Annotated in this window: 26 protein-coding genes, 1 tRNA gene and 2 pseudogenes; 1 reads left to right on the plus strand and 28 read right to left on the minus strand. The window is 36.2% G+C overall.

The window, feature by feature from the left end:
• Positions 1-25: 25 nt before the first annotated feature.
• The 26 genes and pseudogenes from OTK00_RS07570 to OTK00_RS07705 form a co-directional block, all read right to left on the minus strand.
• Complete coding sequence (locus tag OTK00_RS07570) at positions 26-1,459, minus strand: ATP-binding protein (RefSeq protein ID WP_045169725.1); 1,434 nt, start codon at positions 1,457-1,459, stop codon at positions 26-28.
• Between the two features lie 186 nt (positions 1,460-1,645).
• Positions 1,646-2,065, minus strand: a complete 420-nt coding sequence (gene hepT / locus OTK00_RS07575) for a type VII toxin-antitoxin system HepT family RNase toxin (protein WP_045169726.1) — start codon at positions 2,063-2,065, stop codon at positions 1,646-1,648.
• Positions 2,031-2,471: a type VII toxin-antitoxin system MntA family adenylyltransferase antitoxin gene (gene mntA / locus OTK00_RS07580; RefSeq protein ID WP_045169727.1), complete on the minus strand. Its 441-nt coding sequence runs from the start codon at positions 2,469-2,471 to the stop codon at positions 2,031-2,033. Before mntA (OTK00_RS07580) ends, hepT (OTK00_RS07575) begins: the two co-directional genes overlap by 35 nt.
• Entirely contained in the window at positions 2,458-2,700 is a 243-nt protein-coding gene (gene csrA, locus OTK00_RS07585) for a carbon storage regulator CsrA (RefSeq protein ID WP_045169728.1), read from the minus strand. Before csrA ends, mntA (OTK00_RS07580) begins: the two co-directional genes overlap by 14 nt.
• Positions 2,701-2,712: 12 nt before the next feature.
• The gene (fliW, locus tag OTK00_RS07590; RefSeq protein WP_045169729.1) at positions 2,713-3,171 is read right to left on the minus strand and encodes a flagellar assembly protein FliW; all 459 of its coding nucleotides are present in this window, start codon (positions 3,169-3,171) and stop codon (positions 2,713-2,715) included.
• 29 nt (positions 3,172-3,200) lie between these two features.
• Entirely contained in the window at positions 3,201-3,620 is a 420-nt protein-coding gene (hepT, locus tag OTK00_RS07595; RefSeq protein WP_045169730.1) for a type VII toxin-antitoxin system HepT family RNase toxin, read from the minus strand.
• Entirely contained in the window at positions 3,595-4,038 is a 444-nt protein-coding gene (mntA, locus tag OTK00_RS07600; RefSeq protein WP_241765501.1) for a type VII toxin-antitoxin system MntA family adenylyltransferase antitoxin, read from the minus strand. The genes hepT (OTK00_RS07595) and mntA (OTK00_RS07600) overlap by 26 nt, the downstream gene beginning before the upstream one ends.
• Complete coding sequence (locus tag OTK00_RS07605; RefSeq protein WP_045169731.1) at positions 4,035-4,412, minus strand: DUF6470 family protein; 378 nt, start codon at positions 4,410-4,412, stop codon at positions 4,035-4,037. Before OTK00_RS07605 ends, mntA (OTK00_RS07600) begins: the two co-directional genes overlap by 4 nt.
• 39 nt (positions 4,413-4,451) lie before the next feature.
• A complete protein-coding gene (flgL, locus tag OTK00_RS07610; RefSeq protein WP_045169732.1) occupies positions 4,452-5,399 on the minus strand; it encodes a flagellar hook-associated protein FlgL in 948 nt (315 codons plus the stop codon).
• A gap of 29 nt (positions 5,400-5,428) precedes the next feature.
• Complete coding sequence (flgK, locus tag OTK00_RS07615) at positions 5,429-7,009, minus strand: flagellar hook-associated protein FlgK (RefSeq protein WP_045169733.1); 1,581 nt, start codon at positions 7,007-7,009, stop codon at positions 5,429-5,431.
• A gap of 27 nt (positions 7,010-7,036) precedes the next feature.
• Positions 7,037-7,525, minus strand: coding sequence for a flagellar protein FlgN (locus OTK00_RS07620; RefSeq protein ID WP_045169734.1), 489 nt, complete (start codon positions 7,523-7,525; stop codon positions 7,037-7,039).
• A 92-nt stretch (positions 7,526-7,617) separates the two neighbouring features.
• Positions 7,618-7,905 carry a flagellar biosynthesis anti-sigma factor FlgM gene (gene flgM / locus OTK00_RS07625; RefSeq protein ID WP_045169735.1) on the minus strand — a complete coding sequence of 96 codons (288 nt, stop codon included), beginning with the start codon at positions 7,903-7,905 and terminating at the stop codon, positions 7,618-7,620.
• A gap of 78 nt (positions 7,906-7,983) precedes the next feature.
• Positions 7,984-8,424: a TIGR03826 family flagellar region protein gene (locus tag OTK00_RS07630; protein ID WP_045169736.1), complete on the minus strand. Its 441-nt coding sequence runs from the start codon at positions 8,422-8,424 to the stop codon at positions 7,984-7,986.
• 13 nt (positions 8,425-8,437) lie between these two features.
• The gene (locus OTK00_RS07635) at positions 8,438-9,142 is read right to left on the minus strand and encodes a ComF family protein (RefSeq protein ID WP_045169737.1); all 705 of its coding nucleotides are present in this window, start codon (positions 9,140-9,142) and stop codon (positions 8,438-8,440) included.
• Between the two features lie 191 nt (positions 9,143-9,333).
• Complete coding sequence (locus OTK00_RS07640; protein WP_045169738.1) at positions 9,334-9,663, minus strand: STAS domain-containing protein; 330 nt, start codon at positions 9,661-9,663, stop codon at positions 9,334-9,336.
• 169 nt (positions 9,664-9,832) lie between these two features.
• A tRNA-Gly gene (locus OTK00_RS07645) sits at positions 9,833-9,906 on the minus strand.
• Positions 9,907-10,102: 196 nt separating this feature from the next.
• Positions 10,103-11,299 (minus strand): L-lactate MFS transporter, encoded by a 1,197-nt coding sequence (locus OTK00_RS07650; protein ID WP_268760751.1) that lies wholly within the window; start codon positions 11,297-11,299, stop codon positions 10,103-10,105.
• Positions 11,292-11,819: a 5-(carboxyamino)imidazole ribonucleotide mutase gene (purE, locus tag OTK00_RS07655; protein WP_045169740.1), complete on the minus strand. Its 528-nt coding sequence runs from the start codon at positions 11,817-11,819 to the stop codon at positions 11,292-11,294. Before purE ends, OTK00_RS07650 begins: the two co-directional genes overlap by 8 nt.
• Positions 11,816-12,979, minus strand: a complete 1,164-nt coding sequence (locus tag OTK00_RS07660; protein WP_045169741.1) for a 5-(carboxyamino)imidazole ribonucleotide synthase — start codon at positions 12,977-12,979, stop codon at positions 11,816-11,818. Before OTK00_RS07660 ends, purE begins: the two co-directional genes overlap by 4 nt.
• 121 nt (positions 12,980-13,100) lie before the next feature.
• The gene (locus OTK00_RS07665; protein ID WP_045169742.1) at positions 13,101-14,969 is read right to left on the minus strand and encodes a DUF4914 family protein; all 1,869 of its coding nucleotides are present in this window, start codon (positions 14,967-14,969) and stop codon (positions 13,101-13,103) included.
• A 26-nt stretch (positions 14,970-14,995) separates the two neighbouring features.
• Positions 14,996-15,445 carry a hypothetical protein gene (locus OTK00_RS07670; RefSeq protein ID WP_268760752.1) on the minus strand — a complete coding sequence of 150 codons (450 nt, stop codon included), beginning with the start codon at positions 15,443-15,445 and terminating at the stop codon, positions 14,996-14,998.
• A 118-nt stretch (positions 15,446-15,563) separates the two neighbouring features.
• Complete coding sequence (locus OTK00_RS07675; protein WP_045169744.1) at positions 15,564-15,923, minus strand: DUF2294 domain-containing protein; 360 nt, start codon at positions 15,921-15,923, stop codon at positions 15,564-15,566.
• Positions 15,924-16,381: 458 nt separating this feature from the next.
• Positions 16,382-17,593, minus strand: coding sequence for an RNA-guided endonuclease InsQ/TnpB family protein (locus OTK00_RS07685; RefSeq protein WP_045169746.1), 1,212 nt, complete (start codon positions 17,591-17,593; stop codon positions 16,382-16,384).
• A pseudogene (gene tnpA, locus OTK00_RS12285) lies at positions 17,586-17,880 on the minus strand (IS200/IS605 family transposase); the annotation flags it as partial. The pseudogene tnpA and the gene OTK00_RS07685, both read right to left, overlap by 8 nt.
• A gap of 82 nt (positions 17,881-17,962) precedes the next feature.
• Positions 17,963-18,112, minus strand: a pseudogene (locus OTK00_RS07700) (carbon monoxide dehydrogenase); the annotation flags it as partial.
• Between the two features lie 48 nt (positions 18,113-18,160).
• The gene (locus OTK00_RS07705; RefSeq protein WP_045169747.1) at positions 18,161-18,886 is read right to left on the minus strand and encodes an ATP-binding protein; all 726 of its coding nucleotides are present in this window, start codon (positions 18,884-18,886) and stop codon (positions 18,161-18,163) included.
• Between the two features lie 105 nt (positions 18,887-18,991).
• Between OTK00_RS07705 and OTK00_RS07710 the strand changes: the two genes are divergently transcribed.
• A complete protein-coding gene (locus tag OTK00_RS07710; RefSeq protein WP_045169748.1) occupies positions 18,992-19,672 on the plus strand; it encodes a Crp/Fnr family transcriptional regulator in 681 nt (226 codons plus the stop codon).
• A 63-nt stretch (positions 19,673-19,735) separates the two neighbouring features.
• Here the strand turns inward: OTK00_RS07710 and ftsY are convergent, their stop codons facing one another.
• A complete protein-coding gene (gene ftsY / locus OTK00_RS07715) occupies positions 19,736-20,638 on the minus strand; it encodes a signal recognition particle-docking protein FtsY (protein ID WP_045169749.1) in 903 nt (300 codons plus the stop codon).
• Between the two features lie 14 nt (positions 20,639-20,652).
• The gene (gene smc, locus OTK00_RS07720) at positions 20,653-24,177 is read right to left on the minus strand and encodes a chromosome segregation protein SMC (RefSeq protein ID WP_045169750.1); all 3,525 of its coding nucleotides are present in this window, start codon (positions 24,175-24,177) and stop codon (positions 20,653-20,655) included.
• Between the last annotated feature and the right edge of the window lie 64 nt (positions 24,178-24,241).

The following is a 24,241-nucleotide window of genomic DNA, read 5'->3' on the forward strand; positions in this document are numbered from 1 at the left end:
GTTTATAGGGTAAAGAAAAATTTTTTTACCTTCTCCCAAACAAATACATAAACACAAAAGCCGGAATCTTTATAATTGGAACTTTCGTATCAATATCAACCTTGCCAAAGTCTTCTGCTCTCTTTGTGACAAGCACAGCTGAGATTATATCTTTTTCTTTCTGGCACATCTCTACAATTGCATTACCTGTGCTAAGAGTGCTATCTTCTCTGAACTTTACCTCAATCAGGCTCTTACCATTTGGAAACTCAACTACCACATCAATCTCTTTTTGATTATCACTCGACTTTCTAAAATATCCTATTTTTGCATTTGTTTCACTGTAGAAATTATATATATGTTTAAAAATTGCTGTTTCTACTGTAATTCCAAGTTCCTTGCTATCTGTAAATAAATTATCTATCATCAAAACTGCATTTCTGATAGCCGGGTCAGAAATATATATCTTGGGTTTTGCCTTAAAAATTTTTTTGCCACCTAATTCAACTGGGAAACTTCTGTAAATTAAATTTGCATTTTCAAGTAAGTGAATATAATTTTCTATTGTGGTCACTGATACATTTTCAATCTGCTTGCTGATAGTTGCAATGTTTATCACACTTGCAGAGTTAAAACACAAATATAAGAAAACTTTTTCTAACACTGTCAAGTTTCTAACATTAAACAGTGAAGGAATATCTCTTTTGATGACCTTATCCACCACATCTTCTCTTAAAATTCTCTGAATTAAAAACCAATCTTCTGAAAATACAAATTCAGGAAAGCCCCCGACCATTAAATATCTGCCAAAATACTTTTGCAGAGGCATAAGCAAAAAAACAAGTTCAGAAATTTGATGGGCATTTAAATTTGAAAGATCTTTTAAATCTAAATCTGGTAAGTTCTTTGGTCTTTCCTGGGCATCAAGTATTTCACAAAATTCATAAAACGAAAGAGTTGGAACAGAAACGACTGTCCAGCGACCAACACCACTTTCTTTCACTCCTTCAATAAGTTTTGGTGAAGCAAAGCCTGTAGCAACAATTTCCCATTTTGGTTTTGTATCGTAATATACTTTTAACCACCTGTCCCAATCGCCTGCGTATTGAATTTCATCTAAAAATATATAAGCTTCTTCTGACTGGTTAATGTTCAGTTCATAAAGGGTCAAAATTTGATCAAATGAACAAAGCTTTAATAAAGGATGATCAAACGAAACATACAGCATTTTTTTAGGATTAACTTTATCCTTTAAAAGCGACTCTATTATCTGGTATAATATAGTAGTTTTGCCTACACGACGTGCACCTGAAAGTATAATATATCTTCTGATAGTTGGATGATTTAGCAGGCTAAAAACTCTATGGTATGCCATTCTCTTTACAGATTTAGATAAATCTTGTGGAAAGTAGCCGTCTCTCCACCAGGGATTATAAGAGTATAAAATTCTCAAAATGTTTTCTGAGCTTGTTATTGACAATTTCATCACCCCTATTTTATATTATAACACATACTTTAAATTTTTATCCCAAAAATATAAAGTATACTTTATATTTTTAAGCTAATTTTTTAAAGTATACTTTGTATTTTTGAAAGCATATTTATTAGATTGTCCTGCCAATAAAAACAAAAAGGCAGGTTTTTCTGCCTGCCTTAAAGTAATTAATCAAATTCCACAGTATTCTATAAACTTACTTAAAATTAATTCTATATCAGCTAATTTATTTTTAAATATATTGTATACAACATGCAAATCTATTTTGGCATATTCATGGGCAATTATATTTCTAAACTGAATCATAGACCTGAAAATCTGCATCTCATTTTCATTTAATATCTTTGCACGTTTTAAAATAACAGGTATATCGCTATAAGCTGAAGGTTCTCCTAAACCGTTATCTGAAATAATGTGATTCCCTATGTCAATAAGATTTTGGACAATCAAAAACAGATTGAAAACCACAACATCTTGAGCTATTTCATCTTCTAAAAATTGTTCTAATGTAAAATTTGAAAACAGTCTAATTTTTTTTAAACTTGCCTTTATACTCTCAATCTTTTGAGTTAAAATCTCTCTCTTTACCATGCAAAAAATACTCCCTTTGATAAAGTGCACAAATTTCAAGGTATCTCTTTTTGTCCATGTATTCATAAAAGTTTTTTACTCTAACATCAACATATAAATCATGATCTTTGTCAATTACCAATATACCATCACTAAAAACCTCATGCTTCAAAAGAGGATCAGCATCATTCAAAATAACAAAGTCCACTTTTTTATTCAGAATCTTTTCAAGATGCTCTTTTGTATCAAGTTGATATAACAGATCTTCGGTTGCGTCTTTGCTTTTTTTGATGTATGCAGCAACATCAATGTCGCTTGATTTGTTGGCATTTCCCCTTGCATATGAACCAAAAAGATATGCAAATATAACCTTATCATCCTTCTCAAAATATTCTCTCAAAATCTTTACAATCTCATCTTTCACCATCTTTTAATAGTCCTTTCAAATCTTTGATTCTAATTAGTCTTTCTTTGCCCTGCAGTGCTTCAAGATTTTCGTTTTTGAGCTCTTGAAGCAGTTCATATCGCAAAACCTTGACGTTTTTGGGTGCATCTATTCCAAGCTTTACGCTATCTTTTTCTATGCTTATAACCATTACTATTATATCCTCTCCAATTAGAATCTGCTCACCTTCTTTTCGCGAAAGAACAAGCATCTTCTGTATACCTCATTTCTGTGAATTTGGATCCAAGTTTTCAAAAAGGTAGTATCTTATAGGATATCTTTCATCATCCAAAAGATACTGCATACCCTTTCTTCTGTTTACATTAATAATAACCGGGGCTTTTAGATTCACTCTTGTTTGCTTTACATCCTCTGAAATTACAACAATGCAAAAGACTGCAACATCTTGTGAAGACTCTATTTCCAGTTTCTTTACAATATCATCCGGTATGTCAAATTCATAATCTGGCTTTATTTCAAAAGGATTTATCAGCACAAATGCAATGTCTTTGTCTTCAACAGACTGAAGCCAGTAAAATGGGCTTTCATCTTCTTTGACAATTACAAACTTTTTCAGGTTCTCAAACGCAGGAATGCCATCTTCAAAAAATATAATACTGTCTTCACTGACTTCAAGCTCGCCAAAAACTCTTGATTTTACAACTGATTTTTGCACAACCATTTTAAATCTCCTCTTTATTGATATATTGTTTATAGATTTGCATACTTTATAATCTCATCAATAATTCTATTTATATCATCAATACCATTAATTAGAATATCATAAACTTTTGCCAGATCAATTTTAGAATATTCATGAACAATTATATTGCGAAAAGAAATCATTTTCTTAAAAATTAAAGCTAAACTTTCTGAAATAACCTTTTCTTTTGATAGAATCTGCGGAATCTCACCATAATAACCCGGTGTTTCAAAAACATCATCGGCTATTATATGATTTCCTATGTCTATTAGATTCTGTATTGCCAAAAAAAGATTGTGAACGACTATGTCCTGAGCATCCTGATCCTTTTTGAATTCTTCAAAACTCATATTCTGAAATCTTTTTATTCTATTTAGGCAAAACACTATCCTATCTATTTTCTCACTGACAAGTGCCTTTTTTACCATTATCTGCTATCCTCTCTTTTATATACATCATCTTAATCTTCATAATATGCAGCCAGTCCTGATAGTAATAGAAACTCATCTTTTTAAAATTTACTAACCTATCATGGTCTTTTTCAATAATCAAAATGCCTTCTGAAATTACTTCGTGTCTCAAAAGCGGTGAAGCCTGATTCAAAATTACAAGGTCAACTTCTTTTCTTAGAATGTCTGAAATACCTATCATATGTTTGATCTGAAATTCCAATAACCTTTTAGAATCATTTGCCAGTTCCTCATCTACATATACAGCAATGTCAACATCGCTATTTTCATTTGCTTTCCCTTTTGCATACGACCCAAACAGATATGCAAATACAATGGTATTTTCTTTTTCAAAACATTCCTTTAAAACTTCCAAAATCCTGCTCTTTTCAATCATACTCTCACATCAACCTTGCCCATCTCAAAATCTATATAAACTTTGCCACCTTCAAAGTAAATTTGCGGGCGGCTTTTGGGAATGACATCCACGTTGTAGTCATACTCAGGAAATGCTTCTTCAATGCAGATGTCAATTATAGGCTGACCGCCATCTTCTATCCTTGCAAGCCTGTTTCCATTTTCTGCTGTCTTCTGTATATACCTTAAAACCTGTTCATATCCCTGCTGGGCGCTTTTACGAACCAGGTAATCTGTTGAGCCCAGATTTACCTCTTCCCAGCACCTGTCCTGGTTTATTTTTACCTTTAAATGTTCCTGATGAAGATTGACTTTTACAAAAGTCTGGTGAATTTGAATCTGTACAATTTTCATATTTTATGCACACCTTTTTTTTGGGCTTTTACTTACGACTTAGAATCTCAGAAAATCCAATAGTGTTGGTGGCAGAATCTGTGCACCTGTTTGAAGTGCTGCTCTGTAGACATTCTCTGCTGTTTTGAGCTTCATTATTATCTCTGCCATGTCAACATCCTCGTTGTTAGAAAGCAAAGCAGTAAAGTTCACATTGTCGTCACTCAGCCTGTTTTTAATAAGCTCAAGCCTGTTCTGAAGTGCTCCAACATCGCCACGCTGAGCAACAACATTGTCTATATGCCTGTCCAAATCACTCAGAAGAGAATTAACTGTATTAACATCACCGCTATTTAAAGCATTGATTAAATTGTCCAGAACTTTGAACAAGTTCCCTTTGTTTTCGTCTGCCTCACCCTGAATGTAGAAAACCTGATTTGCCGTTTTGTTTATTTCAATGAAGTTTGCCTTCATAACCTCATACTTTATGATATTCTTGCCTGTTGCAGGGTCAACCGGATAGCCACCAGATGACGAAAAATCACCTGTGTCTGAAAAAGACCCATCATCTTTCAGCGGCGCTGTATCTGTTTTAAAACCAGAGAAGATATACCTTCCTGCATAGTTGGTATTCCCAACCTGAATAATGTGTTCTTTAATCTGCGAAACCTCTTTGGCAATCTGAGCCATGTCTTCTTTTGTGTTTGTACCATTTGCACCCCTTACAGCAAGCTCTCTTATCCTTTGCAGTGACTCTGTTATATCCGCAAGTGCACTTTCTGTTGTATCAACCCAGGATGTAGCATCATCCACATTTTTCTGAAGCTGCTCTATCTCAGAAACGTCAGTTCTAAGCCTCAGTGACCTTGCAGTTATCACAGGGTCATCAGATGGATACCTGATCTTTTTGCCTGTTGCCATTTTAAACTGCAAATCATCAAGCCTTGCAAGGTTTTTGTTGAGGTTTATAAGAAAATTATTCACCATCATATTGTTTGTTATTCTCATACCAAACTCACCTCAAATGCTTTTTAAAATTATCTTCCCACAAGCCCGAGCCTGTTTATTAAAACATCCAGCATCTCATCAAATGCATTTATCATCCTTGCTGATGCCTGAAACCCGTGCTGGTATTTTATCAAATTTGTCATCTCTTCATCTATTGAAACACCGGATAGAGCCTGGCGACGATTGTCAAGCTGGGTGACCATTACCTTTTGGTTTTCTGCAAAGTTCTTTGCACCCTGTGCATCAACACCAAGGTTTGAGATTAAAGACTTTAAAAAGTCTTCAAACTTGCCTTCTCTAAAGATTGAAGTGTCATTTCTAAGCTTTAGAAGCTTAACAACAAGGTCATTGCCACCCGGAAGATTCTCTTTGTCAGTTGTTGTTGCTATGTTGTTCAAATCATTCATAATATCATCTGAAACTTTAATATACCTTGCATAGAAAAATGTCTGACCAACAGGCGGCTCGAAAAAGTTTATACCTGTTTTTTGACCGTTTAAAGACCATCCCAGTGTATGAAGTTTATTGAACTTTTCAATAAGCTTTCTTGCAAACTCATTGAGCCTGTTTAAATAATGTGGAATGCCGGTAAATTTGTTTGAATTTGGTATATTAGCAATAAAATTGCCATTCTCATCTTTACTTTCGTCAAGTCCACCAGCACCATCTCTCATATCTAAAAGTCCTTTTAGCTCGCCAGACTTTATATTCAAAACCTGCCCGGTATCCTTCCACATAACAACAAAAAGCCCAGGAACATCATACAGGTTCTGCTGCGAAAGTGGGTCGTCAGGGTTAAATCCTGCTGGCAGACCGTTTGAATCAAAACTGCTTTTTCTCATGATTTTCGATTTATCTGTCTCAAGCTCGTAAACTGTGAAGTGATTCACAAGAGTCTCCCCACCGGCTATCTGGACAATGAATCTACCATCTTTATCTTCATATGCTGTTGTGTCAACAATTTTTGAGAGCTTATCTACCAGAAGATTTCTCTGGTCGCGAAGGTCGTTTGCCTTCTCGCCACGAAGCTCCAGTACAAAAATCTGCTGATTCAGGTCTGCTATCTGATGAGCAATACTGTTTATATCAAGGATTCTATCATAAATCTGGTCATTTAGCTCACTTTGCAAGTCTTCAAGCTGTTTGTACATCTTGTGAATTGTGTCTGTCAGTGCAGATGCCCTCTGGCGTACCAGTGCTCTGACAGTCAAACTCTCCGGATTTTTAGAAAGCTCCTGCAAGCTTGAGAAAAACTGGTCTATGACGCTTGAAAGTCCAGTGTCACTTGGTTCGTTGAAGATTGATTCTATAAAATTTAGGTTGTCAGCTTTTATTTCATACTCGCCCTGGCGGGAGTATTCGTTTCTGTACTGCATATCCAAAAACATGTCTCTAATCTGCACAAGGTTCTGAACATCTGCACCCATGCCAACCTGAAATTTTGGATCATAAAAACCCACCCTGCTTGCTGGTGCAACAGATTTTACATTCAGAACCTGTCTTGTATATCCCGGTGTTGAAGCATTTGCAACGTTGTGTGATGTAACCTCAAGCCCTTTTCTGTTGACAAATATACCTGTTCTTGCTATTTCAAGCCCGTAAAAAGACATATCTTTTTCAACTCCTTTTGAAAATTTTTAAAGCTTTATGTCAAACATATTCTTTTTTGTGAGCTTGCTTTGCCCGTCTTTCTGGTAAGTTGTGTCGTCGGTGAAATAGGATGAGACTAAATTTGTCATAAAATCTATGTATTCAAGCGAACTTTGAATAAGGCTCAAATTCAAATGATTTACCCTTTTTATCTCCTCAACAAGCTTACCTATTGAACTTTTTAACTCAATCAGCCTCTTTTGCTGAACACCGTCACAAAGCTCTATAAGGTCATCAAGTGATGAAACCTCTTTATTTTTTCCTTTCAAAAGTTCGGCAATCAACCTCTGTCGCGCTTCTTCCAACCTTTTTATCTCATCTGCCTTCTGTTTTTCGAAAGTAGATTGTTCTATAAGGGCTGAGATGTTGTTCTCAACTATGAATTTTGTTTTGGAGCAAAATAACTCAAGTATCTCTTTTAAAATGCTTTGCTCTTTTTCCAGAATTTCAATTACACCATTTACATTCTGGATCATAAAAAATCAACTCTTTCCTGTAATAAATTTTCTTTATAATAAATATAAAGGCTGCCAAAATTTTTAAAGCAGCCATTTAAAAATTCTTTGCTTTAGAACTGTTTGGTTTGTTGTTTATATTCTCTTATCAGCTTTTCCACAACGTCCTTTGCACTTACACTGTAGGTGCCTGACTCAATTTTGCTCTTTATCTCATTTACTTTTTCCTCTCGAATATCAGGTGTTGATTTTATGGCATTCAGAATTGTCTGAAAATCCCTTGCCTCGCTTGAGATTTCAAGCTTATCTGCATTTTTTACATCCTGTTTTTTTTCTACCCTGTTCACTTTTGTGCCACTGCTGTATATCTGGAATATCCTCATTCTGTCTTCTATTCTCATGGAATATCCCGCCCTTTGCTTCTTTTAACATCTTCACTTAATATATCGTTAGAAGTTGCAAAAAAGTTTAACAAAAAATTATCTTTTTTCGTCATCCTTAAACTCTTTAGAAAGGTATCTATAGCCGCCTTCTTTTTTCTTAGCAAACTCCTCATTTTTCTTCATGCTCTCTTTTAGCTTGTTATCATCAAGATAGCTCAAAAACTTTGTTCCAACCTCTCTCTTGCACTCCTCACAAAGTCTGCCCGTTTTTATAGCCTTCCCACATCTTTCACACTCCAAAATGATATTGCTCTCACCCACAATCTCAAGCCTTTCTTCTTTTAAAAATCTCAGGATCTTCTCAGGTGACACACCCGTTGCACTGGATACCTCCGGCAGCGTCGCACCCGGATGATCATACAAATAATCCTTTACCTTTTTAAAATCCTCTTCCTCTTCTTTCCTGCACTGAGGGCAGATAGGACTTCCATCATACAGGTAAAGCTTACCGCACCTTCTGCAATTTCTCACATTCATTTAACACAACCCCCTATTTTAATCTTCCTGATGGTTTTGTTATCGCCAAAACGGATACGTACACCCTGCTTGCACCGCTTTTTAACAAAACCTTTGAACACTCATTTGCAGTTGCACCCGTTGTGAAAATATCATCAACAAGCAAAATGGTCTTTTCTTTTATATATTTTTCATACCCGTTTTTAACCACAATTTTATCTTTTATCTCTCTTTTTCTCTCCTGTCTTGAGAGGTTGTAAAAAGGCTCTGTAAAATAGGTTCTCTTCAGAGCATCAAGTAAAGGTATCTTCAGTATCTTTGAAATATTCTTCGCCAGTAAATATGAATGGTTATACCCTCTTTTCAAATACCTCTCATAACTAATTGGTACAGGAATTACAATATCAAACTTTATATTTCCACTTTTTACTTTATCCACCATTAAGTTTGAAAAGGTTATGGCATTCTGGCAAAAGCCTCTGTATTTGAAAAGATGAATACCTCTTCTAACAACACCGTCGTAATAGAAAACAGGAAAGACCTTTTCAAATGAAAAGTTTTCTCTCTGGCAGCTCGGGCAAAGGTTTAAAATAAAATCGCCAACTGGCACTCCACATTTTTCGCAGGTTTTGCCCTGGATAAATTTGATGAACTTCCTGCACTCATTGCACGGATCAACCCCTACCCTGCCGCAAAATGAACAGCGAGCAGGAAAGAAAAACTGAATTAGTTTTTCCATCTTTTTAGATTTCAAGCTTTACAGTAGTTTTATCTATATTAAACCACAAAGAAATAGAAAATTCCAGACTTTAAAAAATAAAAGACACGCTTTTTAGAATTTTTGATTGCGTTTTAGAAAGGAATTTTGAGTTCCATATAGTTTAAAACTTTCATCGTATTTCCTTCACATCCTTTCACTTTACAAAAATTTTAGCTCAAAGCCTCTTCAATAGTTGTATATTTTTTTATCAGCTTTTCTATTCCACAAGTTGAAAGAAGCCTGTTAATATAGCTTGAGCTGCAAACCAGAACAAGCTCTTTTGCAAACGCTCTTGCAGTCTTGAACCTCCCAACCAGAAAACCAACACCTGATGAGTCCATAAAGGTAAGCTCAGAGATGTCAATCACCACTTTTTGCACCTCAGGGCTTACTATTTTCATGTCAAACCTTACCCTGAATTTGTCAGCATTGTGCTGGTCAAGTTCACCTTTTATTTTTAAAATAAGTGTTCCCTCTATCATTATTGATTCAAAATCCATTATTTCGCACCCCGTTTTAAATGTTATATTACTTCTAATTCTATATTACCCCAAAAAATCCTTCAGTATTTTATGTAATATTTTGTCAAATTAGAATTTATTGCTTGCAATGTGCAAAATAAAAACCCCTCAGCAGCTTTTTGCCACCGAGAGGTTAGCTTTTTTTATTTGGAGCGGGTGATGGGAATCGAACCCACGCTGCCAGCTTGGAAGGCTGGTGTTCTACCATTGAACTACACCCGCTTTTTTTAACCGTCCATCAGACAATAAACATTATAATATCTAAAATAATGATTGTCAATAGTTATAAGAAGAATATATTCTGTTTTTCTCTCGTAAAAACAAAAGCCACAAGTACAGGTTAAGTAATTTTCCTCAACCTGCCTGTGGCAATGTCATCGACTCTAAATTAACATAGGGTAAGTATAAAACCCTGCTTTTAACTTTTTCTTAATTGTTTTAGTCCATAAAAGGCAATTATTATACCGATTATTGATAGTATAGAGGTAATATAAAAATTAAACATATAACTTCCGGATATATCCCTCACAGACCCTGAAATCAAATTTCCTAAAATAGCTCCTACACCATAACCTGTGAAAAGAAGTCCATAATTTTTACTATAGTGAAGCAAGCCGAAAAACTTCGCAGTCGCAGTCGGTGCTATTGAAAGCCAGCCACCTAAGCTCAGCCATAGCATGCAAAAGGCCATTATAAAAAGAAGCTTGCTCCCTTCTTTTACAAATAACATCCCCAAGGAAGAGAAAAATATGACTGCAAAATTAATCAAAGCGGCATATCGTGGTGATATCTTATCTGTTAAAAATCCAAACAGTGGTCGACCAAGCCCATTAAATATTGCAAAGATTGAAACTGACAAGGCTGCCATTTCAGGTGTCAGTTTTACAATCTCCTGGGCAACAGGACTTGAAATTCCAATTGCCATTAAGCCACTGAACGTACCTATCACAAAGCACAACCATAAGTACCAAAAGGTAGAACTTTTTAGCATTTCAGAAGGTGTAAAATTTTGTATAGAACCATTTATCTCTTCACTTATTTTTTCATTAGGCTCTTTCTCTTTTCGATTCGGAAACCTGAAAAATAATGCCAACAATATTATTACGATAAAAAATATTACCCCTAACACCCTGAATGTTACGAAAGGTCCGAAATGGGTAATTAATCTTCTTGCAATAGGTGCTGTTACAATCGGAGACATTCCAAAACCAAGGACGGTAAGTCCAACAGCTAACCCCTTTTTATCTTCAAACCACCTTGTTGAAACTGCAATTGGCACACCATAGGCAATCCCAACTCCACTTCCAGCTATTACTCCATAGCCTATTGTTATCATCGGCAAATTGTCCGAAAAACCAGCAAAAAGCCATCCAATTCCTACTAATGTTCCTCCTACCATTGCAACAACTCTGGGACCATATCTATCAATATATCTTCCAGTAATAGGCATAAGCAATGCATAAAATACCAAAAAGAACATATAAGGTAAACCACTTTGAGTTGCGCTCAAATCCAAAGCCTCTTCTAAAGGTTTTCTGAACACACTCCAAGAGTAAACCGAACCAAGACATATGTTCATAAGAACTCCAAGCAAAATATAAACATTTCTATCCATTTTGTTTCCTTTTGAGATACTCTTCATACCCTGCATCCTCCAGATCCTTTGCCTTTTGCTCAACCTCATTTCTCATCTTTTCTTTATACTCAGCTATTTTCTTTCTTATCTCAGGATACTTTATCCCAAGAATCTCAGCAGCCAGAATCCCGGCATTTTTAGCATTGTTGATTGCAACTGTTGCAACAGGAACACCCGCCGGCATCTGGACAATCGATAAAAGAGAATCAAGCCCATTCAAAGAAGAAGTCTTTACTGGAACTCCAATAACTGGTAAGTTCGAAATTGAAGCAACCATTCCAGGAAGATGTGCAGCACCGCCAGCACCAGCCACAATCACCTCAATTCCCCTTGCCTCTGCCTCCTTTGCATATTTGAACATCCTCTCAGGTGTTCTGTGAGCAGAGACAATTGTCATCTCATACTCAACTCCAAAATCCTCTAAAACCTTTGCTGCCTCTTTCATAACAGGCAAATCTGAGTCGCTTCCCATAATTATTCCAACAAGTGGCTTTTTCATCCAATTTTCACCTCCGATTTTATTTTCAATATTTCCTTTACCTTCCTTGCCTTTTCTATAGCTCTTTCCTGGTCATTGTCAACTACTGTCACATGCCCCATTTTTCTGAAAGGTGCAGTTAATTTTTTGCCATAAAAGTGAAATGATACCCCTTCTATTGAAAGTGCCTCTTCCAAGCCTTCTATTAGAGGTGTTCCTCTATATCCTTCCTCACCCAAAAGATTTATCATCACAGCAGGAGATAAAAGCTTTGTAGAGCCAAGCGGCAAACCACAGATTGCTCGAAGGTGCTGTTCAAACTGACTTGTTATACATGCTTCTATGGTATAGTGGCCTGAGTTATGAGGTCTTGGAGCAATCTCGTTTATTAAAATTTTTCTGTCCTTTGTCAAAAAAAGCTCAACTCCAAACACGCCAACACTCTGGAGTGTTTCAACCGCCTTGATTGCTATCTTCTTTGCTTCATCCTCTATATCCTTTTCAACTCTTGCCGGTACAATGAGCATATCAAGAATGTTTGCAGCCTCATCAAAAACCATTTCTACAACCGGATATGAAACTACATCTCCTTTCTGGTTTCTTGCAACAATTACTGCAAGCTCCTTTTCTACATCTACAAACTTCTCTACATAGGATTCTGTTTTGAGAATTTTGTCCATGCTGCGGCTGTCTTTTATAACCACAACTCCCCTGCCATCATACCCACCTTTTGTGGCTTTTTGAACAAGCGGGAAACCAAAGCTTTCAAAAAAAGATATATCAAAGCTCTCTACTTTCTCAAACTTTGGAACAGGAAGACCAGCTTCTTTCAATACCTGTTTTTGCCTCAATTTGTCCTGGATTATTTCTAAGCAATATGGAGATGGCAGAATATTGTATCCTTTGTTGTAAAGCTCTTTCAAAGCTGCTGTGTTAATATGCTCAATTTCATAAGTTGTAACATCGCTTTTTTTAACAAGCTCTTTTAATTTTTCTGGATTGTAAAAATCACTTACAATGATTTCGTCAGAAACTGACGCTGCAGGGCACTCGGCGCTCGGGTCCAAAGAGATAACATAAAATCCCATTTGTTTTGCTTTTTGAGAGAGCATTTTTCCAAGCTGTCCACCGCCAATTATACCTATTTTTTTAAGAGGATATCCAAAAACTTTTTTGTCCATACTTTTCCCCCATCTCTCCTTTTTGAAGTGTATCTAAAACATCAAAAAAAAGCCTCCCCATAGAATTAAGAATATTTTATCTTCAATTCCATGAGGAGGTCAACAGGCTTTGAAGTATTTTCTACTTTATCAACGAAACATAATCTTCTAAGCTTCCATCATCCAAACAACACTCTATAATTTGTCTGCCAAGAGGATGCAAATCCAGCGTTTTGAATTTGACAATTTCTTTCTTGAAGAAATCTGTCAAAATCTTTGCACCTTCCATATATCCTTCTTCACCCACTTCCGGCTGAAGATCAACCTGAAGTAAAAACTTTGGAATATATGTCCCTTCAACCTTCATGTACTCAAGGGCATAACCTAAAATCGGTAGTTTTGCTGGTTTTAACTGGTCAGGTCTCAGTCTCACATTTCCTCTTTTTGCTAAATACTCTCTTGTAATCCATTGAGGCATAAAACCAACTTTATATGCACCAATGTATTGATTTGGAATGAGAATATACTGAGTTCTTGTAAACTGCAGTATCTGCTCTAAAAGAAGGTTTGCCTGCTTTACCATAAGTCCTGTTGCAAATGGCCAGTAAGAACCAACACCTTCAGAGCTCAAAGCTTCAGCCTGTGTTATGCTTGGGTTGGCATGGCCACGGGGGCTGACAAGCCTCCATAGCCATGCCAGTGCAGGTGGTAGAAGGTGAAATATGCCCACTATTCCATATGTGGGTTTTGACTTTGTGCAAGGTGGTGTTCTTATGCCAAAACTTCGTATGTCAACCTCAACAGGTTCATCTACAATGTTAGGTATGAACCTGCGAGGAAGAATCACCCTTGGATTGGGGCAGGGTTTGCCCGGTTCATCCATAGTATGCTCCCAAATGAGGCAGGTTGAACCCGGTACACCCTCTAAGTTCAAGAAAATAAGAGGTTCTGGCGGATGAATGCAAAGTCTTTCTAATTGTGGATCTGTACCATAATGCGGAATATTGTCAAGTCGTACAAACCAGCCCTGTTCTGCATCTTTTACAACCATTTTTGAACCTTTTTGAAGGCTTGGATGTACAAGGGCTATGTCATCTGTAACAGGATGAATTTCACACGACTCTTTTATCTCAAGGTATATTCTCTCTTTTGTAATAATGTTTTCGCCCAAAAGAACCCTGTTGTCTTTTTCTCTGTGCATCTGCTGGCACATCTCGCTTTTGCCGCCACCACTTGCTCCCTCGTGCATGATTGTTATGACATTGTCATATGGTGTTACAATTCTGACAGTTGAGGCGTGCGCAGCCACCCAGCCTTCCATCTCGCCAATGTTAAGAAGTACACCATATACACCCTTTTTAGCACTTGGTCCCGGATATAGATTATACGAAAATATCTCATGAACACCGTTTACCCTATTGTGAACCACTACTTGTTTGCCGTTAAAATGTGTATGTCTGAATGGTGGAGCAACATAAATTACAGCTTTTGGTTCAAAAACCTCTATTTTCTCAAACTCACTTCTGGGAATAAAGCCCTGAATATCGGCAAGTGCAAAACCAAAAAATGCAGCATTAACAGGTGCTATTACAATCGCAGGATAACCGTGCTCTTTTCCACCAGCATAAAAACCATATACAATTAGTTCCTGTTTCTTTAACCATTCAAATGTTTCTTTCCTGAGCTCTTCAAAGTTATCTCCGTAGATATCCTTATACCTTGGCTTATCAGTCTCGCCTTCATCACCAATAATTAAACTATCAGGGTCTCTTCGTCTCATGTATACGTCCGGATAATTAACAACAATACCATTTTTGCACCTTGTAACAACTGCCTCAACTACTTCACCCTTGCCTTCAACCTCGTATTTGACCTCAAAAGTCATATTGTCTTTTCCACCAAGTGACAGGTCAACAAAATCAAATCTCTTTTCAGGCATGGTTATCCTCTTGCAATTATTTAAAATATCAAAAACTTCATCTTTTACCTTTAAGTTTAATAACCTATTCATTTAAAAAATACCTCCTATTTAAAATTTTAGTTATTCTCGATAAACTCTATTTTCTCAATAACAAGTTTCAGGATATATCTGTAATCGTCAATGTTTTCTTTTGCCTGCCTGATGTCTTCAGCATTATCTTTAAAAAACTCCACAATATAACCTTCAAGACACTGGAGAACAATCTTCAAATCTTTGAGAAAGTTTTTGTCTTTGTTTGTATAGAAGGTAAGGGTTTTTGTGTTGAGACGAAATACATCCAGAAGAACAATTGGCAAAGCCCATACATCAACATAACTTCCATCCCAGAAATACTTGTAAAAAAAGCTTGCTAAAAAAGGATTAGTTTCACAGTATTCTTTAAAAAACTTTTCTATAAGTATAAAAAACCTCTTTCTTGTCAAAAGCTTAGATAGCAAATCCTTTGTTTTGTGGAGGTTTACTTCATAAATTTCTGCAAACAAATCATATACCTCCTTATTTAACATTTATAACCTCACCGGAGCAACAAAAAAGGCCAATATTTGCAAAGCCGGTTTGCTCTGCAAATATTGGCCTACCTTGCAACTGGCTATTTCAATAGCCCTTTGCTCGGTCTGCCAGCCTCTATTTCAAGCGCTTTTCCAAGTTTTCATTCAAAGTTACAACTATTACCTTTTCTCCGTTTGTAGTATTCACATCAGAGTATATTCCCGCAATATCCACATCTATAACTTCTTTTATAAGTTTTCCCAACTCATCTTTTGCACTTTCAAATAAAGTTGATCTTACCTTCTTGATAAGCTCAACTCCCTCTTTCGTCTGGGCAAGCTTCTTTTCAGTAGGACTTAAAAAACCAACAAGCCTTATAACTATTATATCTTCTGTAATTATTGTCTTTATCTGTTTAGGACCTCTGCCCACATACTCCATCTCAAACTTGCTGACAACTTCACTGATTTTTGCCTCTATCTGCCCTTTTGTCATAACCATTCGTCTGTTACTGTACGTTTATCTGGTTATTAGTATAGCAAAATGAAATTTGAATGTCAAGATTATTCAAAAAATTTTTTGTGTAAAGCTTTAACAGGTTGATACTAAAGCTATTTTTGAAAATCAAGCTTTAAATTTTGCAAGTTTGAAAGTTTATTTTTTCATAGTCAAATAAACAAAAAAGTGCTGCTTACAACAAGTGTGGACAGCACTTAGAAAGCATACTGAATATTATTTTTTGTTTAAAATTTCATTCAGATCATTTTCAGGATTAGATATTGGCTTTATGTTGAACTTTTCAACTAAAACCTGCAGAATGTTTGGTGATACAAAGGCTGGAAGTGACGGTCCTAATTGACCTACTCCCCGCCTCACAGAGGCGAGGATTCTCTTGGTAGCTCAGTTTAGGCTACCTTCCCAGTAGAACAGTTTTTATCCCATGGATGGGTGTTTCATTCTACCGGGCAACGCAGGTGTGAGGTGTATCTCACACCCACGGGGCAGGCCAACAGCCCTACTACCAGAGATTTTATCCCTGTATACTTTCTGTAGATGTTTATCGCTCCTACTCCATCCCTGTGATACCTAAACCCACAACTCTTGCATTCATAGTTTCTATCCAATGGCTTGTTCTTACTACCACACACAGGACAGGTTTGCGATGTCATGTTCTCTTTCACATATACAACCTCTATACCTGCAAATTCAGCTTTCTGTTCTATCATCATGCTTATTTTTCTGAACAACCATTGGTGTACTTTCTGACTTGCCACTTTATTGCTATTTTTCTTGCTATCCCTTATGCCTTTTACCTCACCCATAACTATTGTTGTGATACCATTTTTTACACAGTACCCAATAAGATGAGATGTATATTTTCCCAACACATCTCTTATTTGGTTTGAAAGTCTTCCCAATAGTTTTTTCTTTGCTCTTTGGAGTTTTACCCACCTCTTTGAACCTTTCTTACATCTTGATAACTTACTCTGCAACTCTGCAAGTTTCTTGTTCCTGTATCGCAAAATGGAGTTTAAAACCCCTCCATTGTACAAGGCTACCTTCTTACCATCAAAACATACCATCGGGTGTATTACTCCAGGGTCTATTGCCAGCACATTACCTTTTTGTCCTCTATCCTTTTTCCTTCCTGCAATTTCAACAACTACATGAACATAGTATTTGCCTTTATCTGCATGATAAAGTAGCTCTGCATACTTGGGTTTTATACCAAGTCTTACACCATCTATAACTATCCTCTCTGCACCTTTCATGTTTACCAGAATTAAATTGTCCCCTTCCAGATTAATTGCTGAGTTTTTAAAACACACCTTGTTGTATTTCTTGTTCCTGTACGGTAGTCTAATCTTTGAAGCATTTTTATTTTTCTTTTTTGCCTTTTTGATTTTTCGCAATGTAGCAGTGTAGTTTGTCCATGCCTGCTGGTATGCCGCCTGCTTGCTCTGACTGTGCAATATAAAACTCTTCTGGTGTATCCACCACTCCATGTACTTATAGAACGTCTTTTGCTTTATCCTTAGTCCTTTCCTGTTCATCTTCTTAAGAAAACTTACAGCTTTGGAGTAGATTTTCCCTGACTGCATTGAAAGCTCTTTTGCTAAATTCTGATATTCATTTGGAACTGGCAGAATATATGTCTTATCCATCTTCTTTTACCTTCTTCCATTGTGCTTCTATATATTTTTTTATTGTCTCAGAAGACACATTGCCTGCTGTTGCAACAAAATATGCCCTTGTCCAGACTGAACCTTTCTGCTTATACTGAGGAAATTTTTGACCTATTCTGCGCCCAGTAGTACCTTATTATAACATTGACAAGTTGGCTTGGTGAATACCTTGGAAGTGCTGAGATAAATAAATGGATATGGTCAGGCATTATCTCAAGCGCTAAAATGTCAAACTTATATGCTTTGGACAGTTCTTGTATTGTTTCTATAATTTATCCTGCCATTCTCAAAAATTTGATTCAATTATATCATATTCGGTTCTCATTTTCAATAATTGCATTCATCCCCGCCCTGAAAGGACGAGGCTTTCTGCAAAAATTTTTGTAAATCCTGCAGGTTGGCAACTCTGCTGTCTTTCCCACAAACACCAATCTTTGTGCAGCCCTTCCCACCTGCTGTCTGTTCACACTGAAAACAAAACATCTCTGTTTGAATCATTTAAAAACACACCTCCAGAAATTTTTTAATAATCTTTTTACCCAAAATTTAATCTTTTATACCACCATCGGTGGTAATTGTAACCTCTGAATAAGGCACAATCTTTTGTGCCTGAATCATAGCCTTTTTAACTATATTTGCAATACCGGTGCAGCATGGCACTTCCATTTTGACAACTGTTATGCTCTTAATATCATGGTTCAGAATTATCTCCAAAATCTTTTCATAGTAGTAATCAATATCATCAAGCTTTGGACACCCTATGATTGTGATTTTCCCTTTCATAAAATCTTTGTGAAAAGAAGCATATGCATATGCAACACAATCAGCTGCAATGAGAAGATGGCTACCTTCGAAAAACTTAGCATATGGATTAACAAGAGCAAGCTGCACTGGCCAGTTAATAAGCTCAGATAAGTCTTGCACATCCTGCACCGAAGGTTTTACAACTTGAGAAGATGCAGCAGTTTCTTTTTTCTCAATTATCCTCTCCTGAGAACCCGGACACATACATGAAATTTCTTTCTTGTGTTTAGTTTGTTGAATTCTCTCTTCTACAGCCTTTTCATTAAAAGGTTTTACATCTGCCTCAATTATCTCGATTGCCCCTGTTGGACAGACTGGAAGACAGTTTCCAAGTCCGTCACAGTACTCTTCACTCACAAGTCTTGCCTTGCCATTTACAAGCTCAATTGCACCCTCATGGCAGGCGTTTACACACAGCCCGCAACCATTGCACTTTTCTTCATCAATCTTGATTATCTTTCTTACCATACCCAATCATCCCTCTCTGTTTAGTTGCAATTATATTTTATATGGTTTAGAATATATTTGCGGTAACATGTGTTACAATTTTGAATTTTGAGGTGAGAAATTTTTATGAACTATTCAAAGCTATCCGAAACAAAATTATTCAGGGGAATTGAAAAAAGTAGTATTGAGAGGCTTTTGAGCGATTGCAATGTAGTTCAAAAGAGTTTTGAAAAAGATGAGATAATCGTATTTGAAGGAGATGAGTGCACGTCAATAGGAATAATACTTGAAGGATTGGTGGACATCAAAAAAGTTTTATCTTCCGGCAAGGAATATACAATAACAACTCTGTATCCTGGAGACACATTTGGTGAAGCTGTAATATTTTCCTCTTCAAATACCTTTCCGGCAATGGTCATTGCAAAGTGCAGAACTGTTATTTTATTTCTGTCAAAAGAATCGATTATCAACTTAAGCAAAAAAAGTGAAAGGTTTTTGTATAATTTCCTGAACATACTGTCAGATAGAATTCTGCTTCTTAACTCAAAGCTAAAAGAATCAACATTTATAACCCTGCGTCAAAAGATATGCAATTTTTTGCTTGAAGAGTACAAAAAGCAAAAAAGCTTTAAGATAAAGCTTCCACTTTCAAAGTATGAACTTGCAGAAAAGTTTAACGTGCAAAGACCTTCTTTGTCAAGAGAGCTGATAAAAATGAGAGAAGAGGGACTTATAGATTTTTGGGGAAAGGAAATCTGGATTAAAAATTTAGAGAAGATTGAAGATTACCTGTTTGAAAGTAGTTAAATCAAAGGAATTAGACAAAGAAAGCGGCTGCCACTTTAATGCATTTGTGACAGCTTCTTTCTTTTATTCAAAAAGCGCATCAATAAACTCCTTTGGTTCAAACATCTGAAGGTCATCTATCTTTTCACCAACTCCAATAAACTTCACAGGAATCTTTAGTTCATCGCAAATAGAAACCACTATCCCACCTTTTGCTGTACCATCAAGTTTAGTTAGTACAATCCCTGAAATATTAACTGCCTGGTTAAATTCCTTTGCTTGAACAAGACCATTTTGACCGGTTGTGGCATCAATCACAAGTAGCGTTTCCTTTTCAGCCTCTGGCATCTGCTGATTTATCACACGGTCAATCTTTTTAAGCTCCTCAATTAAGTTTTTCTTTGTATGAAGCCGCCCTGCCGTGTCAACTATCAAAACATCCGCTTTCCTTGCTCTCATTGCCTGAATGCCATCAAATACAACTGCTGCAGGGTCAGCACCCTCGGTATGCTTTATAATATCACAGCCCACTTTTCTTGCCCAGATCTCAAGCTGGTCAATTGCAGCCGCCCTGAATGTGTCCGCAGCAGCAATTATTACTTTTCTGTCATTTGACTTCAGCAAATTTGCTATCTTGCCAATTGAGGTTGTTTTCCCCACTCCATTTACTCCCACCATGAGAATTATCAGCGGATACTTTTCTTTGAGCCTGTTTGGCAGATTTATAATGCTGAACATCTCATCCTTCAAAAGTTCTTTAACAGCCTGACTATCTGAAATTTTTTCTCTTTTTACCCTTTCCTTCAGGTTTTCTATGATTTTTTGAGATGTCTTCACACCCACATCAGACAGCACCAAAATCTCTTCAAGCTCATCAAATAACTCGTCATCCACCTGTTTGAAGCTTTTTAAAAGACTTTCAACCTTTTCAGTAAAGTTCTTCTTTGTCTTTGAAAGCCCTTCTTTCAATCTATCAAAAAAGCCCATCATCCTCATCCTTTCTAAACATTTTCTAATTTCAGTGAAAGCACCTTTGACACACCCTGCTCTTCCATTGTAACACCATAGAGAATATCCGCAATCTCCATGGTGGGTTTCCTGTGAGTAACAATTATAATCTGGCTTTGATTATTCAGATTCTTAATAAACTGTGCAAATCTCTGAACATTTGCTTCATCCAAACTTGAGTCAATCTCATCCAAAATGCATAAAAGAGAACCTTTAAAGATTAAAAATGCAAACAGGAGCGCTATTGCAGTTAAAGCTTTTTCACCACCCGAAAGAAGGCTGATATTCTGAAGTTTCTTGCCGGGCGGTTTTACATCAATATCTATCCCATACTCTTCGCTGCTTTGAATAAGCTTTAAATCACAGCTACCACCATTGAACAGTTCTTTGAAAGTCTGTGAAAATATAATCTTTATTTTTTCAAAATTTTCTAAAAATATGTTTTTCATATTTCTGTCAAGATCATCAATGAGATTTTTAAGCTCCCTGCTGGTCTTTTCCAGATCTTCAATCTGCCTTTGCAAAAACTCTACTCTCTCATTCAGTCTCTTTTCCTGCTCTATTGAATAGAGATTGACATCTCCAAGCTGACCAATTGCCAAAGAAAGACTCTCAATCTCCTCTTCTTTTTCCTCTGACCATACAATTTTTTCATCCGGTAAGTATATCTTTTCACTGAAAAGATTAAAATACTTTTCGGACACAGTCTCAATTTGATTTTCCAGATTATTTTTCTCAATCAAAAGGTTACTTAGACTTTGCTGCCCTGTTTGAATATCTTCTGAAATTTTGCTGAGCACTTGAGCATTCTGTGTATGAATATCAGATACTTCCAAAAACTCTTTTTCCAATCTTTCAATCTCATCTTTTTGCCTATCTATTAGCTGTTTTTTTTCTTCTATTTCAGAAGAAACCTCATCAATTTGCCTTTGTAAGTCCTTTATCTCCTCTTCACATTTTATCTTTTGCTGATCTTTTTTTGCTTTTTGATCACTCAAATTTTTTAAGGTCTGCTGAGCAGTTTCAATTTTGTGTCTTAAGATAGAAATTTCGGCTTCTATCTGATTTTTTTCCTCTAAAACCTTTCTGTACTCACCATCAAGCATATTGTGCTTCTCTTTCAGCAATTTTATATTTGATTTTAATTCTGATATAACCTTCTCCAATTCTGATTTTGAATCTTCTAATTTCTGCAAATTTATTCTGGTATGCTCTACATCAGTGTGTAAGCTTTCTATTTGATCATTTATAACCCTTCTTTCATTTTCAAGGGAAATCTTCTTTTGATTGAGCTGCTGCTTTTTGTATTCACACATGTCAATGTCTTTGTTAATACTGTCAATTTTGGAAATTATCTCTTTTATTATACTTTCCTTCTTTTCTTTTTCTTGAATTAATATTTGCTGAGCCTGACTTTTTTCCGAAATCTCTTTTTCAAACCTGTCAAGCTCATGAGCTAAATTTAAAACCTCCGATTCCAGCTCATTTATCTCAGCTTTTCTTTCAAGCAAAGAAAAATCTGTCTTTCTCTCACCGCCGACAAAAATCCCACCGGGGTTTATAAGCTCACCAGAAAGAGTTACACATCTTGCTCTGTACAAAGCCAATCTTTGATACTCAATAGCACTGTCAATAGTATCAAAGACAAGAGTTCGTCCTGACAACAGTTCTATAACCTTTCTAAACTCCTCTTTTGTCTCTATAAACTCATCTGCAAATCCAAGAAAACCTTCTGCTTTTATCTCTTCTTTTGAAGACAAAATTGCTACCGTCTCGACCGGAACAATTGTAACTTTGCCAAGCTTTTCGTCCTTTGCAATCTTAATTATGGTTTTTGCATCATCTTCATTCTTAACAACAAGATGCTGAATTGCACTGCCGAGGGCTGCTTCAACTGCCCTTACATATTGCCTTTTCACATTTATCAGGCTTCCAACAGTTCCATACAGGTTAACAGGCAGGTTTTTTACCCTTCTGAATACCTCTTTTATGGTTTTACTGTACCCTTCCAAATTCTCCTCCATTGCTTTTAAGACATTCAGTTTTTCCTGTTTGTTGATAATCTCCCGCAAAATAATACTCTGCCTGTCTTTTAGATCCAAAAGCTCTTTTTCTTTTTTCTCTATACTTGCTTTAATCCTATCGAGCTCTCTTGAGAGCTTTTCTTTTTCAGCTTCTACTTTGGCTTTCTGAGCTTTTTTTTCTGCATCTGATTTATCCAAAGTATTTTGCTCTGCTATTATTTCCTTCTCTTCGTCATCTATTCTATTTTTTCTTTCAAGCAATGCACCTTCGAGATGTAAAATACCATTTAGCTTCTGGGTGTTTTTTTCAATTTGAGATATTTTCTCAATTAGCTCTGCTTCTTTGCTTTGAATCTCATTCTCAATTTTAAAAATGCTATTCTCTACATCTTCCAATTCCCGTAAAATCTCTTCCTGCTTTTTTGTAACCCCACTGTAAACTGTATCCTTTTGCGAAAGTCTTTCTTTTAAATCCAGCAAAATCTCTTCTGTGCTCTTGCTTTCTTCATCAATCTCTGCAAGCTCACCCAGGATACTTTCAACAATCTGATACTTACTTTCAAGCTGTTTTTTTAAAAATTTCAGCTTTGAGACATCTTCGGCAAGTTCACTTTTAAGACTGCCAAAAATCCCCTTAGCACTTTCAAGCCGCTCGGACAACAAGTCAAGCCGGGATTTATACTCGTTTAATTTCCCTTCAACTTCATGTTTATCATTTTCGAGTTTTTTTAGTTCTGTTTGCAGCTTTTCAAGCTCTTTTTTTACAGAAGTATAGTTTTCATTTGCCAGCTTATAGTTGTAAAGATATTTTTCTCTTTTTAAATCCAATAGTTTTTTGTTCAGGTTTATATATTCTTTTGCTTTTTCAACCTCCGGGGATATCTCTTCAAGCTGAGATTTCAGCTCAAAAATAACATCCTGAAGCCTAAGTATGTTCTCATGCGTGTTTTTCAGCTTTCTTTCTGCTTCTTCTTTTCTGTATTTGTACTTTGTAATGCCACATGCCTCTTCAAATATCTTATATCTTTCAAATGGTCTTGCATTTATTATCTCATCAACCCTGCCCTGCGAGATAACTGAATATCCATCCCTGCCAAGACCTGAATCAAGAAAAAGCTCATAGATGTCCTTTAACCTGCATGCAGTTTTGTTTATAAAAAACTCACTTTCACCGCTTCTGAAAAGTCTTCTTGTAATTACAACCTCTTCAAAATCAATAGGCAGCAAACCATCCGAGTTATCAAAGCACACAGAAACTTCTGCAAACCCCTGCGATCTTCTTTTTTCTGTGCCGGCAAAAATCAAATCTTCAATCTTTCCGGCGCGCAAAACTTTAAGGCTCTGCTCGCCCAAAGCCCATCTAATTGCATCTGTGATATTGCTCTTGCCACAGCCGTTTGGTCCAACTATTGCAGTAATTCCTTTTTCAAACTCTATCCTTGTCTTTTCACAAAAAGATTTAAAACCATATATTTCAAGCCATTTTATGTACATGGTTCAGATCTTCCCCCATAGTATTTAAAAAAACAATAATTATTTTAGCAAAAATACAGCGAAT

The sequence above is a fragment of the Caldicellulosiruptor morganii genome, assembly GCF_026810225.1.
Taxonomy (GTDB): domain Bacteria; phylum Bacillota; class Thermoanaerobacteria; order Caldicellulosiruptorales; family Caldicellulosiruptoraceae; genus Caldicellulosiruptor; species Caldicellulosiruptor morganii.

Bases quoted from the DNA above. Each gene is read 5' to 3' on its own strand.
- OTK00_RS07685 (WP_045169746.1), bottom strand. From the start codon at position 17,593: ATGGATAAGACATATATTCTGCCAGTTCCAAATGAATATCAGAATTTA.
- flgK (WP_045169733.1), bottom strand. From the start codon at position 7,009: ATGTCTTTTTACGGGCTTGAAATAGCAAGAACAGGTATATTTGTCAAC.
- mntA (WP_241765501.1), bottom strand. From the start codon at position 4,038: ATGATTGAAAAGAGCAGGATTTTGGAAGTTTTAAAGGAATGTTTTGAA.
- OTK00_RS07705 (WP_045169747.1), bottom strand. From the start codon at position 18,886: ATGGTAAGAAAGATAATCAAGATTGATGAAGAAAAGTGCAATGGTTGC.
- OTK00_RS07670 (WP_268760752.1), bottom strand. From the start codon at position 15,445: ATGTTAAATAAGGAGGTATATGATTTGTTTGCAGAAATTTATGAAGTA.
- OTK00_RS07630 (WP_045169736.1), bottom strand. From the start codon at position 8,424: ATGAATGTGAGAAATTGCAGAAGGTGCGGTAAGCTTTACCTGTATGAT.
- hepT (WP_045169726.1), bottom strand. From the start codon at position 2,065: ATGGTAAAGAGAGAGATTTTAACTCAAAAGATTGAGAGTATAAAGGCA.
- OTK00_RS07710 (WP_045169748.1), top strand. From the start codon at position 18,992: ATGAACTATTCAAAGCTATCCGAAACAAAATTATTCAGGGGAATTGAA.
- ftsY (WP_045169749.1), bottom strand. From the start codon at position 20,638: ATGGGCTTTTTTGATAGATTGAAAGAAGGGCTTTCAAAGACAAAGAAG.
- OTK00_RS07650 (WP_268760751.1), bottom strand. From the start codon at position 11,299: ATGGATAGAAATGTTTATATTTTGCTTGGAGTTCTTATGAACATATGT.
- flgL (WP_045169732.1), bottom strand. From the start codon at position 5,399: ATGAGAATAACAAACAATATGATGGTGAATAATTTTCTTATAAACCTC.
- OTK00_RS07635 (WP_045169737.1), bottom strand. From the start codon at position 9,142: ATGGAAAAACTAATTCAGTTTTTCTTTCCTGCTCGCTGTTCATTTTGC.
- OTK00_RS07665 (WP_045169742.1), bottom strand. From the start codon at position 14,969: ATGAATAGGTTATTAAACTTAAAGGTAAAAGATGAAGTTTTTGATATT.
- flgM (WP_045169735.1), bottom strand. From the start codon at position 7,905: ATGAGAATAGAAGACAGAATGAGGATATTCCAGATATACAGCAGTGGC.
- hepT (WP_045169730.1), bottom strand. From the start codon at position 3,620: ATGGTAAAAAAGGCACTTGTCAGTGAGAAAATAGATAGGATAGTGTTT.
- OTK00_RS07620 (WP_045169734.1), bottom strand. From the start codon at position 7,525: ATGATCCAGAATGTAAATGGTGTAATTGAAATTCTGGAAAAAGAGCAA.
- smc (WP_045169750.1), bottom strand. From the start codon at position 24,177: ATGTACATAAAATGGCTTGAAATATATGGTTTTAAATCTTTTTGTGAA.
- mntA (WP_045169727.1), bottom strand. From the start codon at position 2,471: ATGGTGAAAGATGAGATTGTAAAGATTTTGAGAGAATATTTTGAGAAG.
- csrA (WP_045169728.1), bottom strand. From the start codon at position 2,700: ATGCTTGTTCTTTCGCGAAAAGAAGGTGAGCAGATTCTAATTGGAGAG.
- OTK00_RS07660 (WP_045169741.1), bottom strand. From the start codon at position 12,979: ATGGACAAAAAAGTTTTTGGATATCCTCTTAAAAAAATAGGTATAATT.
- purE (WP_045169740.1), bottom strand. From the start codon at position 11,819: ATGAAAAAGCCACTTGTTGGAATAATTATGGGAAGCGACTCAGATTTG.
- OTK00_RS07605 (WP_045169731.1), bottom strand. From the start codon at position 4,412: ATGAAAATTGTACAGATTCAAATTCACCAGACTTTTGTAAAAGTCAAT.
- OTK00_RS07675 (WP_045169744.1), bottom strand. From the start codon at position 15,923: ATGACAAAAGGGCAGATAGAGGCAAAAATCAGTGAAGTTGTCAGCAAG.
- OTK00_RS07640 (WP_045169738.1), bottom strand. From the start codon at position 9,663: ATGGATTTTGAATCAATAATGATAGAGGGAACACTTATTTTAAAAATA.
- fliW (WP_045169729.1), bottom strand. From the start codon at position 3,171: ATGGTTGTGCAAAAATCAGTTGTAAAATCAAGAGTTTTTGGCGAGCTT.